The organism is Acinetobacter haemolyticus, from assembly GCF_003323815.1.
GTDB lineage: Bacteria > Pseudomonadota > Gammaproteobacteria > Pseudomonadales > Moraxellaceae > Acinetobacter > Acinetobacter haemolyticus.
The window spans coordinates 271,964-292,350 of record NZ_CP030880.1 but is presented as its reverse complement, the minus strand read 5'-3'; the positions used below and the strand labels follow the sequence as shown (position 1 = coordinate 292,350).

Genomic DNA, 20,387 nt, shown 5'->3' with positions numbered 1-20,387 from the left:
TTTTTTATTAACTTTAACTTTTAGGCTGACCCACCACCTGCTCAAAAGTAAATTGCTTTCGGTATAAACGATTCCACACCGCAATATATTGTTTCGCTTCAGTTTCCTTACCGTTATAAGCTAATAATTGCGCATATTTCTTAAGATTATACGGTGTAGCACGATTTTTCACGATTTTAGCCAACTGCTGTAACTCAGCATCAGACATTTTGGTATTCGGTGACAATCCAATCCAATTTAAACGCCATTTAAATTGCGTCAGTAAGATAATTTCGGAACTCCCTAAAATACTAACGGTTGGTTGCTTATTTGCAAACACTAAACGGCTATTCTCTTGATAAAGCTTATAATCTCGCCAAATGAGTAGCATGACCACAATGGCAATCACCCATACACAACGTACAATATTTTTATGAACTTCAATTCCTTTTAAATTCGGCGTTTGTGACTGAACTAACCCAAGTAAGAAACCCATAGGCAATAAGAAATAGGCATAGCGCTGAGGAAACTCTAACATGGCATGAATCAGGATCGCTGAAACCATGAGCATCGCCACAATCGAAACGGTTTCTTTGCTCTGTAGATTCAACCACAACAGCCATAATCCCACATATCCGATAATTAACAACCCGAGTGGAATGCCATTCCAAACCAACACATCCAAAAGAATATTATGTGAGCTGTTAAACCAAACTTGTACCGTATTGAATTCAAGACTTTCCACAACCGCAATACTGGTCTGGTTCCAACCATAGCCCCACCAGGGTTGTTCAGCTATCGCATGAATAATTTGCATCCACATGCCTAAACGTTCATGGCCACGGCCAGCTCGATCAACAATAGAAGCCGTTTGTGTCACGCTTGAACTTAACTGCTCCGCACTGATCCACTGTGTCAACCACGGCAATAGATAACTCGAAAGCAATACAAATACAGCGCACCATAAAACAAGTTTCGGGAAGTTTAATCTTGGGCTATGACGGTATTGCTTATAAATCCAATAAATAAATGTAAAGATCAATACAATCCAAGAAGTTCTCGACTGCCCCAAACTGATCGCAAATAAGATAAGTAAACTGGATGGAATCAACAACCATAATGCTGCTTTTTGTTTTTCATATAGATAAAGCGCGCCAAACAACCCGACAATCAAGAAAGTTGCCATATTATTGGGTTGTCCAAAATTGGCAAAGGGACGACTTCCTCTTAATTGATTGACAAAGCTAAAATGCGATTCCAACTTTAACCATTGCAGAATTGCCATCAAACTCGTTAGCACTGCTGCTGCTAGAACGAGATAGCTAAATCCTTGCATCAATTGTTCACGGCGGTTTGGGTGCTGTAGCGATAAATTAAAGCCCAACACGACCATCAACCAAAACGTAAATAAATAGAACGCACTTAATAATGCGATACTTAAATCACCAATTAAACCGAACCCCCACTGAATGAGTGGAATCGGCAGCATCGGCAGCATCCACAGTTGTGCTTTAGGGATTTTTATATTTTGGTTGAATGCTAAAGTAAAAAGTGCAATTGCAGCTGCAAATCCAGCGAGATCACTGGAAAATGTCACCCATGGATAGGTATGGAATGGCGAGAGCCATGCAAAGCCAAGCAAAATGCTGGCGAGAATAAAACAGAAAGCTTGCATAGGATGTAGAAAAATAAGGCTTCGCTGTAGTATATAACGAAGCCTTTTGTTGATCTCAATTTGGTGTCAAAAACTACAATTTTATGTGCAAACTGATTACAGTTAATTAAACCAGTAATACCATTTGCTAGAACTATTTGAAAAATAGATACTTCTACTTCCAAGGTCGCAAATCTACAATCTTTACGACTTCGCCTTTTTCTTTATTAATCAATACCGTCATATCGACTGCTGTTGCTTTAAGTGGAACAAATGCATCGGCTTGAGGATATTTGGCTAAAATCTTCTGTACAGATTGTGGATCGTTGAATTGCTTGAGGAGTTTCATATCTTGGGCACGTTGTTGGATTTGGTGTTTCACCTCAATCAATGGCACGTAACGTTCAGGTTTTTGTGCAATTGAAATACCCGCAAATAACTCTTGGAACATTTCATCGCTACGAATGTTATTGTCTTTTGCAAAAGCAACGCCAACAAACTGCGGTTTCCACCATGAAGGTTGTTGATATTGTGGCAATGCTTGTGCAATATGATCCTCAATGATTTCATTATTTCTTATCGCTTCAAACCGATCTACGTTATAAGCTAACCATGCAGGGCGACCTTGCCCGATGCTGTAGATGCCGTAGAGTAAAGCTGCGAGTTGAAGCAAAATGATAATGCTTAGATCCATTTTTAAGGTTTTTTTACCTTCTTTATAGACCACCCACCCCAACATTGGGCCTATGATAACGTCAATCGCCAACAACATCAGAAAAATATCTGTTACCCCAACCGCTTCGGCAAGTGGTTTAGGATACCAAATAAAGAAAACAAGCCCCACAACGATTAAAGCAATCAGTAATGAAATTGATAAATGGCCTATAAAAAATTTTGTTCTTTTTAACATATTCATACATCTACATAAATCTAATCATCTACAGTTAATAGGTAAATACCTTGAATCAATCCCTGTTCCATCCTGTTTGGCTTGACATTTCCAAGCACGAACTTCTTTAGAGGTTGCTGTTGCAAAATCAACCGCAACAGAGGGATTATTCATAGTACCATCGCTATATGGTACTAGCTCCAGATTAACCTTTACACCTAGTTCAGGAAGATTTTGTGCTTGGACAGAAATCAGTCCATCTTGATTAGTTGTAATAATTGCAACTTTGCTGGATACACCTGATGCCGTACCACAACTAAATTCACTGCCTGTCGTTGGAGCAGAAATAAAACCAGATTGCGATGCTTCGGTTACAGCTGCGCGACATACAGAAGTTGCCATGACAACTTCTGAAACTTTACTACGAATAACATAATCATTATATGCAGGTAAAGCTATCGCGCTTAAAACACCTATGATTGCAACTACAATCATAAGTTCAATTAAAGTAAATCCATTGGCTTTCATTTTCACCCCCACTTTATAAAAAAGCTAACGCAAAAATAGTGCCAATAAAAAAACCAATAAAATCAAATAATAATAAACACACCAAAAATACCACTTGTCATTCTTTGACATTAATTGTCATTTACTTAATCCTTGCTCCATCAATCTGCACCCCACTTCATATTCTGTAATTTTCGATTTATAAAAAGCATTAAATAATCTCAACATCTGCTTCATTTCTACATCCTGATCATTTAAATATAAAAATTGTAAATAACGATACAGCACAGGTCTTTCCGGATATCGATACACAATATAACGAATTCTTTTTAACTCTTGCTCTGTTAAACCTGATCGAGGAGTCTGACGAGCAAACCACACATACTCATTTAATTGATTTAGAAAAATTGCTTTATTTTCAATTGAGTTAACATCCACATTACGAAGTTTTACATTTTCATAACGCATTAATTCATGATTAGCTTCAACTTTCTTATAATCATAGAAGAATATAAGCATAAGAAACAAAAAGAATAAAACGAAAAGTCTTAATATAAATTTATTTAAATAGAAAAATTTAATATTACAATCTTGCTGTGCATATAGAAAACCTATAAGAAAGCCCATGGGCAATAAAAAATAAGCATAAGCAAAAGGATATTCGAACATACTATGCACCAGTATTGCGCCCACCATTGCCAAAATTATGATGGACCTTCGATCTTTTACATTTATAGCTATTTTGACTAAAAAAATTAAGATAAAAAGAGATATAGCCCCACCCAATAAAACTCCATTCCAAACCAAAATATCCAATATTAGATTATGGCTATATCCAAATAATGGAGTAGCAATGCTATCGCTTGTATTTGATAGTTGCGCAACATTCAGTTGCCCCCAACCATATCCTAATAAAGGAGCATCTTTTAAAATAATAAGGATTTGTTGCCACATCCCAATTCGATCTAATCCAGTGGTTGCTCTTTGAGCTAAATCACGAACCGAAGTTACACCTAAAATTTCTGATAGATAAGATGAACATAAACACATTGAAAAAAAAGTACAACACCATAAAATTAAATAACTATATTTTAAACGAGTAGGTACTTTTCTTTTTATAAACAACCAAATCAAAAGACATATGGCAAATACCCAAGCAGTTCTGGATTGAGTGAGAGCCACACCAAATAGAAGAAAAAGTGTGGTAAAACTTGCTGATACTTTATTTAAAATTTCTTTTTCAAAAAGGTAAAGAATTGACATTAGCCCCATAATCAACAATGTGGATAACTGATTGGGTTGAGCAATATTTGCAAAAGGGCGACCTTTGGGTGACATATCAACCACCCAAATACTTCCCTCAAATAATAACCATTGACGTAATTGAATCCAGACTGAGATAATACTTGCAATTAATATCGTTATTAAAAATCCGACTATAATGTTTTCTTTTTTTGATCTTTCCAATTGAGCAATATTAAAACCGACAATAAACACCGTAGCTAGAGCTAAAAGATAGAAAAAAAAAGTAATTGCTTCTCCAAAAAAATAAACAATACCTAAATAGTACTGAATTAGAGGAATAAGGCTTAAAAAGATAAAAAAAGTTAAAATATAAGGAATCTGTATACTCTTTTGTTTCAGAAAACTTGATGCAAGCAACAACACTGCGACAAACATACTTAAATCTTGATAAAAAGATAGCCATGGCTGATAATGATTAGGGAGTAACCATGCCAATAAACAAAAAAAAGCTACAAATATATAAATAGTTTTCATTATTATAAACTCTAATAATAAAAAAAGAGGGATATCCCTCTTTTTTTATTAACTAATTATTAACGGCAAGATGCTGGTAGATATTTAGGTTCAATGCCTGTTGTAGAATCGGCATCACATAACCAACCTCTTACAGGCTTAAGACTTGCACGGTTAAAGTCAGCCGCTACAGAAACAGCTGAACCAGCTTGCGCACCTACGTTTGCTGTCGAGTAAGGAGTGAAACGCACAGTTTTTCGGCTACCTAATTGACTGATATTACGAGCAGTTACCGTAATCACACCTGCTGTGCTTGTACCTACTGATTCAACATATTGAGAAAGAGGTGAGTTAGCACTACCACCTTCACCACAACCAAAGCTGTTAACAGCATTCGGAGTTGCAGAGAAACCCGTTTGTGACGCCTCAGAAATTGCTGTACGGCAGGTAGAAGCCGCCAACACAACTTCAGATACTTTTGCACGAGCCGTATAATCTTGATATGCAGGAAGTGCTACCGCAGCCAAAATACCGATGATCGCTACAACGATCATTAATTCAATAAGAGTAAAACCCTTTTGCATTGTGTTCATAACATTCTCCAATGTATAAATTTTTTATAAGCTTTATTCAGCTACTTGTATTCAGCATGTTTTATGCCAGCTCCTAGCTTAGCCAATTTTAACTCAAAAAAACAGTGACTTAAAACATTATTAGCACTGATCACAATTAATGCAATTCAGACATTCTATGAAAAAAAATGACAATTAACGTCATATTTATCTCTTTATCACGACAATAAAATGCAACTGATTTTGATGATTTTCTAATTGTTTTAAAATTAAGCGGAATAGATCACAGAAAAAAAATTGTAACCGTCACGACCATTCATCGTTAAAATTTAATTGTTCGTCTCTCGAATGGATATTCATAAGATCAATTTAAAATAATTGGCTCATTTGGTAATTCATTGGTTTGCTCAGGAATTGGTTGATCATAATATTGTGCCAGCACTTGACCAATTTTTTCAACGCCCACCAACACGCCCTGCTGATATTGTTTGTTTTTTAACTTTTCAATGATCAAAGCACAAATCTGTTGCCAAGTTTCCACATCCGTTGCATTTTTTAAGCCACGATCAATCACAATTTCAACTTTTCGCTCGCATAAATTTAGATACAACAACACCCCACTATTCAGTTCTGTATCCCACACCCCAAGTTCAGCAAAAAGTTGCTGAGCCCGTAAACGCGTATCTTGATAATAGGCCTGAGAACACGGAATATGCCCTTCAATTACGACTTGGATTTCGCCAACGTGTCCCTGCTCGGCTTGTTGTACACCTTTGGCAATCTCAACACGGTCCTGTTGATTAAAATAACGATGTGTCGCAGAGATATACAAAAAGTGTTTAAACCAACGTTTTAAACTGGGTGTGACACGCTCATCCAACTTCGGTTGAGTAATAATCTGTGTTGTGTCTGTTTTCGTTACCATGAGCCTGAAGCACCTCCTCCACCAAAACTACCACCACCGCCACGGTAGCCTCCACCACCAAAACCGCCACCTCTGCCGCCGCCACGTCCGCCACCAGAGAGAAAAGCCTGAAAGATGAGTTGTGCTAAGGAGGTAATCAATAAAAAGAATACACCGATACCCAAAATTAAACTCATCACAACACCAGCGCCATTGACCAACCCTGCAACAGCAGCAGCTACACCAGCAGTCGACGCACTTAGACGCTTTCCAACCACAAATGATCCAATCACGCCAGCAACCAGAATAAACAGTGCCATCGACATGGTGTTCTCTTTGGCTTGTTGTTGCTGTAATGCTCGTTCATGGCGTTCTTTTAGTTCTTGTGCAGACTGTTGTGCAATTTCAGGATCAAGATTCACAATACGGGTAATTTCATCCAATCCAGCAGAGATACCTTGTGCGTACTGCCCTTGTTTAAATGCAGGGGTGATTTGATTGCGAATAATTCGACTCAGTACTACATCAGGTAACACGCCTTCTAAACCATAACCCGTGAGGATTTGAATGTTCCGATCATTAATCGCAATGGCGATGAGCAAGCCGTTGTCTCGTTTCGCTGAACCAAGCTGCCATTTCTCCCCTGCTCTCAATGCAAAATCAAAAATCGCCTCTTGCCCTGTGGTGGGCACAATAATCACACCAATCTGAGCCTTACCTTGTTGGTATAGATTCAGAATCTTTTGATCTAATTGCTGTATTTCAGCAGGGCTCAGAATCTTCGCCTGATCTATCACAGGTTGATTGAGTGTTGGCAGCCCTCGAATCGACTCTCCATCTGCCATATCATTGGCAACTTCGATTGATGTTTGAGTATTTTGATTGTTGGCGGTCGAGGTCGAAGGTTGGGCTCTTTGTTGCTCTTGAATAATTTTGCCTGCAATCAACACATCACTTTGATCAGTGGCGGTTGCTTGCTCTGCCCATACCTTATGCTGAAAACAAATTGCGCTCAAAAGAAGCATACAAACGACGACCAATCGCTGTTTGTATGTTTGCTTCAATGTTTTCAGCATAAAATTACTCCCAAATATTCAAAGTTAATTAAATGAAACCGTAGGAGCTTGTTGAGCAGATTGTTCCGCCTTGAAGTTTTCTTTGGTTTTCATGCCAATCACTTTCGCAGTCATGACTTGTGGGAATTGGCGTGAATAAGCATTGTAATCTTGAACACTGGTAATATATCGATTACGAGCGACTGCAATACGGTTTTCCGTACCTTCAAGTTGCGCTTGTAAATCTCGGAAATTTTCATTGGCTTTAAGATCAGGATAATTCTCTGAAACTGCAATCAGGCGGGATAGTGCGCCAGTCAATTGACTTTGTGCTTGCTGGTAACGCTCAAATAACACAGGATCTTCTAGGACTTCTTTATCCACTTTTAAGCCTGCAACGTTAGAACGTGCCTGTGTGACTTCAGTCAATACTTGCTCTTCATGTTTGGCATAGCCTTTCACAACATTCACCAAGTTAGGTACAAGATCAGCCCGTCGTTGGTACTGGTTTTGCACTTCAGACCATGCAGCCGTCACCGCCTCATCTTTAACTTGCAATGTGTTATAGCCACAACCCGTGAATAGCAATGTACTTGCCAAAATTGTTGCAAGTGCAGTTTGTTTCATCAGTTTCATACCTATTTATCCTCAAGTTTTTCTTTATATTTTTAACAATAATTTATTGTAATGTGATTTTTTACGCGCTGTGTAAAGTTTATTAAATTTGGTTATTCAATATTTAAATAAAAAAGGCATCACTTCCATGTTTGAAGTAATGCCCCACTAAACACAATTTGCGTCGACTTAAATTAACTATAAATTTTGGATGCTGTTTCTTCTTGAAATGAAACCATGCCATATTCATCAGCCATACGTGCTTTCCAATAATTGACTAACTTCGTATAGTCATGCTTGGCAGGGTGAAAATCTGCTTGATAATAAGATAAATATTCAGGAATGAGCTGAATTAACATTTTTACAAGTAAATATGTACCAAATAAATTACCGCCGACTTTGGGCAAACTTTTCCATTTATCTTGCCATATTAAACGCGTCGTTCCATAAAAAACCAAACTCGCAAAACCTGTGGTGACACTGCGCATCAACAAACGACGAATACGATCATCCCCATATACTTCTTGGTAGACATCAAAGGCCACAGACCGATGCTCGATTTCTTCAATCGCGTGCCATACCCAAAGTTTCATTGCGTCATCGTCCAAGGTACTCAGAATCTCTGGATGTCTGAGGATATATCCCCCTAACATCGCAGTAAAATGTTCAAAAGCACAGGTTAAAGCCAATTGTAATTTCGGATGAATATTACGAAGTGCATCATCTCGTTTTGCCAGCCACGCTTGGAAACGATCTAAATTATAGTCATCGCGTCGCCATGCATCATTGAATTCAGTGTGTGCCTTGGAGTGCATCGCTTCTTGACCAATAAAAGCAGCAATCTGTGCTTGTAATTGAGGATCTTTGACTTTATCTCTCACATTGCGAACACTATTGACAAAGTATTGTTCCCCAATCGGAAAAGTAGAAGAAAGTGCCGTTAACAGATGAGACATCAGTGGAGAATTCGCGAAATAATGCCGCTTAATTTTTTGTGGATTAAATTGCAAACGTCGCACCGTAATTCCCAAGGCTTTAGGACGGTTTAAATAACTTTTTTCTTGATTTACATTTGCAAGTGCCATATCGAGTGCCTGCGCAATTTTTATACTGAGTTTGAGTATTACGCTGGGAAAACTCGATGCACAGGGCAAAAAAGCTTATAAAATTTGCCAAAACTACCAAACGGACCAGATGAAATAACAAAGCCTGCATTTCGCAGGCTTTGTTTAGAATAGGTTTCAGCGTTAAGTGTTTAGACACCAAGATAATCTAAAATACCTTCAGCAGCTTGACGACCTTCCCAGATTGCGGTTACGACAAGATCTGAACCACGCACCATATCTCCACCCGCAAAAATCTTTGGATTAGAGGTTTGGAACTTAAATTCTTGTTGCTCAGCAGCAACCACACGACCTGAACCATCAAGGCTGACTTTTGCATTCGCAAACCAGTCCGCTGGACTTGGACGGAAACCAAAAGCCAATAAGACCGCATCAGCTGGTAAGACTTCTTCAGAACCAGGAATTGGTTCAGGGCTACGACGACCACGGCTATCAGGCTCACCCATCTGTGTCGTCACGACTTTTACACCTGTGACTTTGCCATTCTCGCCTACAATTTCAATTGGCTGACGATTGAACAGGAATTTCACACCCTCTTCATAGGCATTCTTCACTTCGCGCGCAGAACCCGGCATGTTACTTTCGTCACGACGGTAAGCACAGGTGACTTCTTGTGCGCCTTGACGCAACGAAGTACGGTTACAGTCCATTGCGGTATCACCACCACCAAGCACAATCACCTTTTTACCATCCACACTGATATATTCGCTTGGATCTTTTTCCCAACCTTGGCAACGATTTACGTTTGCAATCAAGAAATCCAATGCGTCATAAACACCATCAAGATCTTCACCTGGGAAGCCACCTTTCATGTAGGTATAAGTCCCCATACCCATGAACACTGCATCGTATTCAGCAAGTAATTGTTCAATTGTAACGTCCACACCGATTTCAGTATTCAAACGAAATTCGATGCCCATCCCCGTGAAGATTTCACGACGACGCTTCATCACATCTTTTTCCATTTTAAATTCAGGAATACCGAATGTAAGTAGACCACCGATCTCAGGGCGTTTATCAAACACCACTGGCTTGACACCACCGCGCGCAAGAATGTCAGCACAACCTAAACCCGCAGGACCTGCGCCGATAATGGCAACTTTTTTATTGGTCCATTTTACGCCAGACATATCTGGACGCCAGCCTAAAGCAAAGGCAGTGTCATTGATATATTTTTCAGCATTGCCAATCGTCACTGCACCAAAACCATCATTTAAGGTACAAGCACCTTCACACAAACGATCTTGCGGACAAACACGACCACATACTTCTGGCAAGGTATTGGTTTGGTGGCACAGCTCGGCTGCTTGGAAAATTTGACCTTCTGCAATCAACTTTAACCAGTTAGGAATATAGTTATGTACAGGACATTTCCATTCGCAATACGGGTTACCACAACCTAAACAACGATGCGTCTGATTCGCAGCCACTTCAGCAGTAAAAGGTTTATAAATTTCCACAAATTCTGCTTTGCGGACAGTAATATCTTTTTTCTCTGGATCTTGGCGTGGTACGTCCAGAAATTGAAAGTCATTATTGAGGCGTTCTGCCATGTCTCTCTCCGTGGGTAGGCGCAGCGATTTTCTTCACCTCTGCACCTGCCTATGTCTTTGCAGTCGTGGAATTATTGTGGATCAGCTTGAGTTGTTTTCAAAAGCGTTTGCAAATTAGCAGCTTTTGGTTTTACAAGCCAGAACTTACGACTATAGAAGTCGAACTCATTACGGATTTTGTAAGCCCAAGCACTGCCTGTTTCTTGGATATGCTCATCAAGAATACGTAATAGATATTCTTTATGATCTTCCATCGCTTCTGTCGAGATACGGTTGAGGTCAATCAACTCATGGTTGTAGTAATCAACAAAGTCATTGTCGAGGTCAAGCACATAAGCAAAACCACCCGTCATACCTGCACCGAAGTTGTGACCAACCTTACCTAATACAGTCACCACACCACCCGTCATATATTCACAACAGTGGTCTCCTGCACCTTCAATTACCGCAAATGCCCCTGAGTTACGAACGGCAAAACGCTCACCTGCGGTACCCGCTGCAAACAACTTACCGCCTGTTGCACCATATAAACAGGTGTTACCAATGATCGCAGTATTTTGTGTTTGGAATGGTGAACCTTTGGGTGGGAAGATCGATACACGACCACCCGCCATGCCTTTACCAACATAGTCGTTAGCATCACCTTCAAGTTTGATATGCAAGCCACCTGCATTCCACACACCAAGTGATTGACCGGCAGTACCAACCAAATTCATCACAACAGGGCTGTTTTCCATACCCAAGTTGCCATAACGACGTGCAATCTCACCCGAGATACGCGCACCGATTGAACGATCACAGTTACCTACAGTAAAGTTAAATGAGCCGCCTGTTCCCGCTTCAATCGCTGGTAGCATTTCTTCAACCATACGTTCAGCCAAGACACCTTTGTCGAATGGTTCATTGCCTTGAACTTGGCAATATTGTGCCTTGCCTTCTGCTGCAGGATGAGAAGTTAATAATGCACTTAGGTCTAAGTGTGCATGCTTTTCAGTTTCACCCGGTAATACTTCAAGCAAATCAACACGACCAATCAAGTCTTTCAGTGATGAAACACCTAATGCAGCCAACCATTCACGTGTTTCTTCTGCAATAAACTTGAAGAAGTTAATCAACATTTGTGGCTCGCCAATATAATGCTCTTGGCGTAAATGGTCTTGTTGGGTTGCCACACCAGTTGCACAGTTATTTAAATGACAAATACGTAAGTATTTACAACCTAATGCGATCATTGGGGTAGAACCAAAACCGAAACTTTCAGCACCTAAAATAGCGGCTTTAATCACATCCAAACCTGTTTTTAAACCACCATCAGTTTGAACACGAACCTTACCACGCAAGTCGTTTACACGAAGAGCCTGATGCGCTTCACTTAAACCCAACTCCCATGGTGAACCCGCATGGTGAATCGACGAAAGCGGTGAGGCTGCTGTACCACCGTCATAACCTGAAATGGTGATGAAGTCTGCATAAGCTTTTGCAACACCAGCGGCAATTGTCCCTACACCCGGCTCAGATACTAATTTCACTGAAACCATCGCTTGAGGATTGACTTGCTTCAAGTCAAAGATCAATTGCGACAAATCTTCAATCGAATAAATATCGTGGTGTGGAGGTGGAGAAATCAAGGTCACGCCTGGCACCGAGTAACGTAAACGCGCAATCAAGCCATTTACTTTACCACCCGGTAGCTGACCACCCTCACCTGGTTTCGCACCTTGCGCCACTTTGATCTGTAGAACTTCAGCAGAAGTTAAGTACGCTGGTGTTACACCAAAACGACCTGATGCGATCTGTTTAATTTTTGAGTTACGAATCGTGCCATAACGTGCAGGATCTTCACCGCCCTCACCAGAGTTCGAACGACCACCGATAGTATTCATTGCGATCGCAATTGCTTCATGTGCTTCTGGAGACAATGCGCCTAAAGACATACCCGCAGAGTCAAAGCGAGGCAAGATCTCTTCAATGGTTTCAACTTGATCCAATGCAATTGAATTGGTGGTTTTTAACTTAAATAAATCACGAATCGTTGCAACAGGGCGATTATTTACCAACTCTGCATATTCTTTAAAGTCTTGGTATTGACCTGAGCGAACAGCCTTGTGAAGTGAGTTAATCACGTCTGGGTTGAACGCATGGTACTCTTTACCAAAAACAAATTTGAGCAAACCACCTTGATCAATCGGCTTACGGTTCTGCCAAGCAGTGGTCGCCAACTTCTTCTGGTCTTTCTCTAAGTCAGCAAAGGTTGCACCTTGAATACGACTTGGCACACCAAGGAAACATTGGTCCACAACCTCTGAAGATAAACCAACTGCTTCAAATAACTGACCACCACGATAAGAGGCAACCGTCGAGATGCCCATTTTAGAGAGTACTTTTAATAAGCCTTTCTCAATCCCTTTACGGAAATTCGCTTGTGCGTGAATTGGATCACCCAATAACTCACCTTTAGCAACCAAATCATTGATTACGTCATAAGCTAAGTACGGATACACCGCTGTTGCACCAAAGCCAAGCAATACAGCAAATTGATGTGGGTCACGAGCAAAACCCGTTTCAACTAAAATGTTTGCATCAGTACGCAAACCGGTTTTAATCAAATAATGGTGAACTGCACCTGTTGCCAATGCTGAATTTGCGGGTAAGAAACCTTCACGAATATTTTTATCCGTTAAAACGATCAAGGTCTTACCATCACGAATTGCTTGCGCGGCTTCTTCACAAATACGTGTAATTGCAGCTTGCAAACCCTCAGTCTCAGCGTAATTCAAATCAATATCAACTACGCCATAGCCTTCGCGCTCTTTTTCAACATCACGAAGCTGCTGCATTTTCGAATTAGACAATACAGGGCTTGAAATAATGATGCGATCCGCATGTTCTGGACCTTGTTCGAATACGTTTTGCTCACGACCTAAACAAGTTTCCAATGACATTACAATTGATTCACGTAATGGATCAATTGGTGGATTGGTGACTTGCGCAAATTGTTGACGGAAATAATCAGACACATGGCGTACTTGACGAGACAATACTGCCATTGGCGTATCATCACCCATCGAACCTACCGCCTCTTGACCACTTTCAGCAATCGGACGTAACAATTGATCACGCTCTTCAAATGTCACCATAAACATTTTTTGAGCTGCTTTTAATTGATCGCCTACTAAACCTTGATCAATCAATTGCTCTTCTAACTCAGGATTCGCTTTCAGGCGAATGGCATGATCACGCAACCATTCACGATACGGACGCATATTTTTAAGATGATTACTGACATCTTTAGTGTCTAGCACTTTACTGGTTAGGGTATCAACCACCAAGATTTGACCTGGGCCAACGCGACCTTTAGACACCACATCTTCTGGATGATAGTCCCATACGCCAATCTCAGAGGCCAACGTGATGTAATCATTCTTTGTGATCACCCAACGCGCAGGACGCAAACCATTACGGTCCAACATACAGATCGCATGACGACCATCTTGAATAACTAACCCAGCAGGACCATCCCACGCTTCCATATGCTTAGAGTTGAACTCATAGAAGGCACGTAAGTCCGCATCTAATGTTTCAACGTTTTGCCATGCTGGTGGAACAAGCATACGTAATGCACGGAATAGATCCATACCACCGCCTACAAGGATTTCAAGCATATTATCTAAGCTAGAAGAGTCCGAACCAGTACGGTTTACAATTGGATTTAACTCAGTTAAACCTGGCAATAATGGGTTTTCAAATTTTGGAGTACGCGCCAAAGCCCAATTACGGTTTGCAGTAATGGTATTAATCTCACCATTATGCGCAAGATAACGGAATGGCTGAGCCAACGGCCAACGCGGTAATGTGTTGGTTGAGAAACGCTGATGGAATACCACGATATGTGATTTTAAACGCTCGTCCGCCAAGTCAGTATAAAAGTCAGCAATTGCCGCAGGCATCATCAGACCTTTATAGCTGATTACCGTTGTTGCTAAAGTCGTCACATAGAATAAAGGATCATTGTGCAACTGTTGTTCAGCACGACGGCGCGCTAAAAACAACTTACGGTTGAATTCAACCTCAGTTAAGCCCATTGGGCAATTTACAAGAATTTGTTCGAACACAGGCAATGATTGCAATGCAATCTCGCCTAATGCGTCATTATTTGTTGGCACAACACGCCACGTTGCAACTGTTAAACCTTCCGCTGCAATTTCCTTATTCAGAATATTCTTTGCATTTTGAGCAAGTGCTGGATCAATATTTAGAAATACAGTACCCGCAGCAAAAATTTCTGTCAGGTTGACCCCTAATTTTAGTGCTTCATCACGGAAAAATTGTTTAGGCATAGCCAATAACAATCCGCACCCATCTCCTGTCTTACCATCTGCGGCAATACCACCACGGTGCGTCATGCAACTTAAACTGTGAATCGCGGTTTCAACTAAATGATGGCTTGATTCCCCTTTCATGTGGGCGATCAGACCAAAACCACAGTTATCCTTAAACTCATCAGGTTGATATAAACCTTGAGCGGGAGCTACAGTATTAGGCGATGGCATGTGCATAGCGTACCCTTCTTTTCAACATGGCTCTTTCGAGCAACAAACAATCAATTCATTTTCTGCGATATTGCCGATTAACTCATACAAAGTTCAATGCTTCGCGAAAACATTTTTCATGGCGAATTTGCAATATACGTCTTTCTCATCCAAGAATCAGCGTATTTACCATGTAATGTGTTTTCAGTTATTACACCTTAGCAAGGCTTTGTAAAGCAGAAAACTTTACATTTCACCAAATTAATGAGTCATTTAGCACCAAAAAGAACATTGAGCAGACAAATTAGCACCACAAAAAAGCAAAAAACATGCCAACAAGATATTAATTTACTAAATCATTAAAAAAATTAAAATAACTTTAATTTATAGTGATCTGAGACCAAGATTTACTGACCAAAAATGCACCACAAAAAAGCATAGCGCCACAATATTGCACTAATAAAGCACCATTTTAGTGCTCATTAATTAAAGGGGTCACTGATTTCGCGCTTAGAAGAATCTGAATTTTCTTTTATTTTCTCTGCATTTGTCGGTGTGTGGACAGCAGACTGATTTTGCTGGACATTCACGACATTGCCTTGTGCATCACGGCGAGTCACCGTTGTTCTCACGGTTGTCGATGCATCTGCTGAAGAAGTTGCTTTATTGGCTGAAGTCGCACTTCGAGTAGCCCCAATTAATAGCGTTTCATCAACCTTTGGTAAAGCAGCGGGTTTTAATTGAATCGCATAGAGCTGATTGGTGGCCAGCTTCATCTCATCTGCACCCAAATCATTCACTAAATCGACGTAAGTTTCGAGCCGCTGTGCTTTCGGTTGGATTGATTCTGGTAGACTCAACTCTAATTGTGCAAATTGACGATTCGCTTCATCTGGATTGGCAAACAGACCATATACCAAAACATATTGTTCAACTTGATCTTGGCCACTTAAACGAAAATAAGTAAATTTTTTACGATCTGAGCGATTTAATAAAAAGTTTTTAATAATTGCTTCGTTTGAACTACGAAAAATTTCCATCGTCCAACGACGCTGATTGTCTTTGACAAATTTCGTCCCACGAAATTCAGAAAGATGCTCGTTAGCAACCACCACACGCGCTTTTAAATCCAAAGGTCTTACACTATCTGATAAGGCACCCAAATGCGTCGTGGCAGCGACCTTTTCAGGTTGAATTTGCACAGAGGTTTCCGTTTTCGAAGGTTGCTCCACTTCAACCAAAGCATCACGATCCGTCACCGCCCAAAAAACCAATGCAGCAATTAAACAAGCGAGCGCTAAAACTAGCCAGCTATATTGTTGAATATTTTGCCAAATTGATCGTGACACAGCCATGCTTTCCTTCGTGATTTATGATGCAGATTGATTTGTAAGAATAGATTGTTTCATTAGCTCAATATCAAAGTCTTTAGTGATCACAGCTCGCCCTAACTTTTGGAGCAAAACTAAGCGCAATTGACCATTTAAAACTTTTTTATCATGTGCCATATAAGCAAGAAACTCATCTAATGGAATTTTTGGACATGATATCGGTAAATTAGCACGTTGAATGATTTTTTTTGTACGTTCTACATCTTCAACCGAGATCCACCCTAAACGCTGTGATAAATCTGCAGCCATGACCATACCCGTTGCAACAGCCTCTCCATGCAACCATACGCCATAACCCAAATAAGACTCTATCGCATGACCAAAAGTATGACCTAAATTCAATAATGCTCGCTCACCTTGTTCTTTTTCATCATTAGCAACAATACGTGCTTTATGGGCACATGAGCGATAAACCGCTTCTGCTAGTAAATTTGCATCACGAGCAACCAATGCATCCATATGTTGCTCTAACCATAACAAGAAGTCTTGATCACCTAATAGTGCATATTTAATGACTTCAGCCAAACCCGCTGATAGCTCGCGATCAGGCAGGGTATCTAGCTGGGCCATATCCGCAAGCACCACCTGCGGTTGCTGAAAAGCACCTAACATGTTTTTCCCTAAAGGATGATTAATCCCCGTTTTCCCCCCAACGCTCGAATCTACCTGAGATAAAAGCGTGGTCGGTACTTGTACAAAATTCACGCCACGCTGAAAACATGCCGATGCAAATCCAGCCATATCGCCAATTACACCACCACCCAAAGCCAGTACCGTGCAGTCACGATTAAAACCAGACTCTAATAAAGCATCAAAAATCAAGTTGAGATGTTGAATATCTTTGAATTGCTCACCATCAGGCAAGATGCACTGCGCAACCTGCTTATTCAGTTGAATGAGCGCATCTTTGTAGCTTTGCAAATATAAAGGAGCGACAGTGGTATTAGAAACCAACATGACTTGTCGCCCATGTAAATATGACTCAAGCAAAGTTTTAGGATCTAAATGACTCCCAATAAAAATCGGATAACGACGCTCACCTAACTCGACATATAATGTTTGCATAACTTAAACCAACGACAGATTACTTAACTTGTTTAGATAAAATTACTTGCAGAATTCGCTGAGCAAGATCACGTGCAGCACCTTGATTAGTTTCAATAATATGATGTGCGACCTCACGATACAAAGGATCACGTGTCTCCAATAAGTCACGTAACTTCTGTTCTGGGTTTTCGACTTGTAATAATGGGCGATTTTTATCGCGATAGGTTCGCTGTAGTTGTAGCTCTACAGGAGTATACAGATAAACAACAATGCCACGTTGTTTTAAAAGTTCTCGATTGGGTCGTTGGGTCACTGCCCCACCACCTGTAGCCAAAACAAGTGAAGAGCGGGCAGTTAAATCATTCAACACATTTGTTTCACGCAAACGAAATCCCACTTCGCCTTCTTTTTCAAAAATCCATGGAATCGTCGCCCCTGTTTTACGTTCAATTTCATGATCGCTATCCATGAAATCTCGTCCTAACAGTTCAGCTAAGTGTCGACCAACAGTTGTTTTTCCTGCCCCCATCGGCCCTACCAAATAGATATTTGGTAGGGATTCAAACGCTTTGCTTGGCAAAGGCGCCACCTATATTAATTGCAATTATTGAAAATATATTAATGATTTCTGGTCAAAGTGTCATTAACAATTCTCGGTGTCACAAAAATAAGCAGTTCACGTTTATTGTCTGTTTTCAGATCACGACGGAAAAGTCGTCCCACATACGGAAGATCACCTAAAAATGGCACTTTAATTTGTGAGCTGATATTTTCCTGCTCAAAAATACCACCAAGCACTACAGTTTCACCATTATCAACCAAAACATTGGTATCAATTGAGTTTTTGCTAATCGTTAGCTGACCTGTTGGTGTTGGCGCACCAGGCGCATCTTTTGCAATGTTAAGTTTCATCATGACTTTTCCATCGGGCGTGATACTTGGAGTCACATCTAGGCTTAAAGTTGCATCAATGAACTCCGTTTTAGGTACCGCATTTGCGCCCCCACCCGTCGAAGATGCATAAGGAATTTTGGTTCCTGACTCGATCTTTGCAGGTTGCTTATCAGCAGTCATCACTTTAGGCGTTGAAATAACCTCACCAAAACCATCCGCCTGTACTGCAGAAAGTTCTAAATCCAACATAAAATCAGAGAGGCTAATTAAGCCAAAAGCAATACGACTTGCACCTGGAGTAACTGCACCCAAATCTACATTTAAATTATCGGGACGTTCGATTTCATATTTCCACCCACCAGTTTCGCTATCTTTTTTCGGCTCTCTCAAATTCCATAGCGTAGTGTCACTTCCACCAACTAACAGGTCATTATTACGGGTAACACCTTGAGATAGGATTCCCCACTTCACTCCCATCTCTCGGGTAAAGTCGGTACTCGCTCGAACAATACGGGCTTCGATCATAACCTGTTTAACTGAAACATCTAACAGATCCACCATCTTACGGATCTTGTCAATATTTTGGGCCGTATCATTTACGATCAAAGTATTAGTACGCACATCTGCGACAGCACTACCTCGCGGACTCAATAAGCTTTCTAAAGCAAGTGAATCAGAGTTTGCTGTACGATTCACTCCGCCAGCTTTACCATCACGAGAATCTTCGATCAGTTTTAAAATATCTGCTGCTTTTGCATAGCTCAGCTTGATATATTCAGATTGAATTGGTGCAAGCTTTACACTTTGAGCAATGGCTTTTGCCTCTTCTTCCTCAGCCTTAATCAACTCTGAAACTGGCGCGATCCATATCACATTACCATTACGACGCTTATCTAGATTTTTGGTCTTTAAGACGATATCCAAAGCCTGATCCCAAGGTACATCTTTTAGGCGTAAAGTAATATTCCCTTGTACCGTATCAGCAGCCACCATATTGATATTGGTAAAATCAGCAAGTAACTGCAGCACACGACGCACTTCAATATCTTGGAAATCTAAAGAAATCTTATTGCCAGTATAAGTTTGAGATTTTGCTTTTAATGGTGATTTTTCTTCAGGTCGCTTTAAACTAATCGTCAGTTTATTTTCAGCTTGATAAGCCATGTATTCATAACTACCCGCAGACTGAATGGTAATCACACCATTACCTTTATCATTATAGGCATCAATACTTGCTACAGGAGTCGCGAAATCATTGGTATTTAAACGACGTGCTAAATGGGTCGGAATTTTATTCCCCATCGTCCGCACAACGATTTTACTACCTTGCTGCTGTACATCTACTGGCGTATTACTACCCAATAAATCAATCACAACTAGACCTTCACCTTGATTGCCACGTTGGAAACCAATATTTGAAACCCCTTGTTGTACTTGACGGGCAGTGGCAGATACAGGACTCGCAATAGCAGGACGCGCAGAATTAATTTTTAGAATAAAAGTATTACCTTCTACACGTGTGGTAAAAGCGCCTGCATCTTTCAAATTCACAATCACGCGAGAACGCTGGTCATCCGCAGCGACTTCTACTGAACTGGCTTCATTGGTTGCAACAGGTATAGAACTCTGCTTTAAGGTTTGTTTAGCTTTATCAAAATCCAAAATCAAACGAGAGGGTTGTTCAAGTTGATATGCCTGCGGCTGTGGTGGCAGACCATTAAACATGACACGAATTTCAGTCCCCTGATCAGCCAAACTCATTGGCACAATGTTGGTCATGTTCACTTGTGCTGATGCTACCTGCATCACTGCTATTGCGACAGCACCCATTGAAAATTGACGGAATGCACGATTCATGGTCTTCGCTTCCCCAAATAAAGAATCTTTAAACTGTTTTTTCATTGTTATTCCCTTAA

Annotated in this window: 15 protein-coding genes; all 15 read right to left on the bottom strand. The window is 40.5% G+C overall.

Annotated elements, in window-relative coordinates; genetic code table 11:
- Nucleotides 1–13: 13 nt before the first annotated feature.
- A complete protein-coding gene (locus DS737_RS01360; protein ID WP_113996595.1) occupies nucleotides 14–1,654 on the bottom strand; it encodes a PglL family O-oligosaccharyltransferase in 1,641 nt (546 codons plus the stop codon).
- Nucleotides 1,655–1,808: 154 nt separating this feature from the next.
- A complete protein-coding gene (tfpZ, locus tag DS737_RS01355) occupies nucleotides 1,809–2,543 on the bottom strand; it encodes a TfpX/TfpZ family type IV pilin accessory protein (protein ID WP_171287572.1) in 735 nt (244 codons plus the stop codon).
- Nucleotides 2,544–2,567: 24 nt separating this feature from the next.
- The gene (locus DS737_RS01350; protein ID WP_113996593.1) at nucleotides 2,568–3,050 is read right to left on the bottom strand and encodes a pilin; all 483 of its coding nucleotides are present in this window, start codon (nucleotides 3,048–3,050) and stop codon (nucleotides 2,568–2,570) included.
- A gap of 117 nt (nucleotides 3,051–3,167) precedes the next feature.
- Nucleotides 3,168–4,808, bottom strand: a complete 1,641-nt coding sequence (locus tag DS737_RS01345; RefSeq protein WP_113996592.1) for a PglL family O-oligosaccharyltransferase — start codon at nucleotides 4,806–4,808, stop codon at nucleotides 3,168–3,170.
- 59 nt (nucleotides 4,809–4,867) lie between these two features.
- Nucleotides 4,868–5,371, bottom strand: coding sequence for a pilin (locus tag DS737_RS01340; protein WP_407641405.1), 504 nt, complete (start codon nucleotides 5,369–5,371; stop codon nucleotides 4,868–4,870).
- A 352-nt stretch (nucleotides 5,372–5,723) separates the two neighbouring features.
- Nucleotides 5,724–6,284, bottom strand: coding sequence for a TPM domain-containing protein (locus DS737_RS01335; protein WP_005087011.1), 561 nt, complete (start codon nucleotides 6,282–6,284; stop codon nucleotides 5,724–5,726).
- A complete protein-coding gene (locus DS737_RS01330; RefSeq protein ID WP_113996590.1) occupies nucleotides 6,278–7,339 on the bottom strand; it encodes a TPM domain-containing protein in 1,062 nt (353 codons plus the stop codon). The genes DS737_RS01335 and DS737_RS01330 overlap by 7 nt, the downstream gene beginning before the upstream one ends.
- Nucleotides 7,340–7,363: 24 nt before the next feature.
- Entirely contained in the window at nucleotides 7,364–7,954 is a 591-nt protein-coding gene (locus DS737_RS01325; RefSeq protein WP_004641306.1) for a LemA family protein, read from the bottom strand.
- A 173-nt stretch (nucleotides 7,955–8,127) separates the two neighbouring features.
- Nucleotides 8,128–9,018 carry a metal-dependent hydrolase gene (locus DS737_RS01320; RefSeq protein WP_113996589.1) on the bottom strand — a complete coding sequence of 297 codons (891 nt, stop codon included), beginning with the start codon at nucleotides 9,016–9,018 and terminating at the stop codon, nucleotides 8,128–8,130.
- Nucleotides 9,019–9,188: 170 nt separating this feature from the next.
- Nucleotides 9,189–10,610: an FAD-dependent oxidoreductase gene (locus tag DS737_RS01315; protein WP_005087020.1), complete on the bottom strand. Its 1,422-nt coding sequence runs from the start codon at nucleotides 10,608–10,610 to the stop codon at nucleotides 9,189–9,191.
- 71 nt (nucleotides 10,611–10,681) lie between these two features.
- A complete protein-coding gene (gltB, locus tag DS737_RS01310) occupies nucleotides 10,682–15,160 on the bottom strand; it encodes a glutamate synthase large subunit (RefSeq protein ID WP_017396548.1) in 4,479 nt (1,492 codons plus the stop codon).
- Nucleotides 15,161–15,621: 461 nt separating this feature from the next.
- Nucleotides 15,622–16,494 (bottom strand): hypothetical protein, encoded by an 873-nt coding sequence (locus DS737_RS01305; protein ID WP_113996588.1) that lies wholly within the window; start codon nucleotides 16,492–16,494, stop codon nucleotides 15,622–15,624.
- A gap of 15 nt (nucleotides 16,495–16,509) precedes the next feature.
- Entirely contained in the window at nucleotides 16,510–17,595 is a 1,086-nt protein-coding gene (gene aroB / locus DS737_RS01300; protein WP_113996587.1) for a 3-dehydroquinate synthase, read from the bottom strand.
- Nucleotides 17,596–17,614: 19 nt separating this feature from the next.
- Nucleotides 17,615–18,157: a shikimate kinase AroK gene (gene aroK / locus DS737_RS01295; RefSeq protein ID WP_005087029.1), complete on the bottom strand. Its 543-nt coding sequence runs from the start codon at nucleotides 18,155–18,157 to the stop codon at nucleotides 17,615–17,617.
- 38 nt (nucleotides 18,158–18,195) lie between these two features.
- Nucleotides 18,196–20,328, bottom strand: a complete 2,133-nt coding sequence (gene pilQ, locus DS737_RS01290) for a type IV pilus secretin PilQ family protein (protein WP_171287598.1) — start codon at nucleotides 20,326–20,328, stop codon at nucleotides 18,196–18,198.
- Nucleotides 20,329–20,387: the final 59 nt, after the last annotated feature.

Bases quoted from the DNA above. Each gene is read 5' to 3' on its own strand.
- DS737_RS01340 (WP_407641405.1), bottom strand. From the start codon at position 5,371: ATGCAAAAGGGTTTTACTCTTATTGAATTAATGATCGTTGTAGCGATC.
- DS737_RS01345 (WP_113996592.1), bottom strand. From the start codon at position 4,808: ATGAAAACTATTTATATATTTGTAGCTTTTTTTTGTTTATTGGCATGG.
- gltB (WP_017396548.1), bottom strand. From the start codon at position 15,160: ATGCCATCGCCTAATACTGTAGCTCCCGCTCAAGGTTTATATCAACCT.
- DS737_RS01315 (WP_005087020.1), bottom strand. From the start codon at position 10,610: ATGGCAGAACGCCTCAATAATGACTTTCAATTTCTGGACGTACCACGC.
- DS737_RS01320 (WP_113996589.1), bottom strand. From the start codon at position 9,018: ATGGCACTTGCAAATGTAAATCAAGAAAAAAGTTATTTAAACCGTCCT.
- DS737_RS01330 (WP_113996590.1), bottom strand. From the start codon at position 7,339: ATGCTGAAAACATTGAAGCAAACATACAAACAGCGATTGGTCGTCGTT.
- tfpZ (WP_171287572.1), bottom strand. From the start codon at position 2,543: ATGTTAAAAAGAACAAAATTTTTTATAGGCCATTTATCAATTTCATTA.
- DS737_RS01360 (WP_113996595.1), bottom strand. From the start codon at position 1,654: ATGCAAGCTTTCTGTTTTATTCTCGCCAGCATTTTGCTTGGCTTTGCA.
- aroB (WP_113996587.1), bottom strand. From the start codon at position 17,595: ATGCAAACATTATATGTCGAGTTAGGTGAGCGTCGTTATCCGATTTTT.
- DS737_RS01325 (WP_004641306.1), bottom strand. From the start codon at position 7,954: ATGAAACTGATGAAACAAACTGCACTTGCAACAATTTTGGCAAGTACA.
- DS737_RS01350 (WP_113996593.1), bottom strand. From the start codon at position 3,050: ATGAAAGCCAATGGATTTACTTTAATTGAACTTATGATTGTAGTTGCA.
- DS737_RS01305 (WP_113996588.1), bottom strand. From the start codon at position 16,494: ATGGCTGTGTCACGATCAATTTGGCAAAATATTCAACAATATAGCTGG.
- pilQ (WP_171287598.1), bottom strand. From the start codon at position 20,328: ATGAATCGTGCATTCCGTCAATTTTCAATGGGTGCTGTCGCAATAGCA.
- DS737_RS01335 (WP_005087011.1), bottom strand. From the start codon at position 6,284: ATGGTAACGAAAACAGACACAACACAGATTATTACTCAACCGAAGTTG.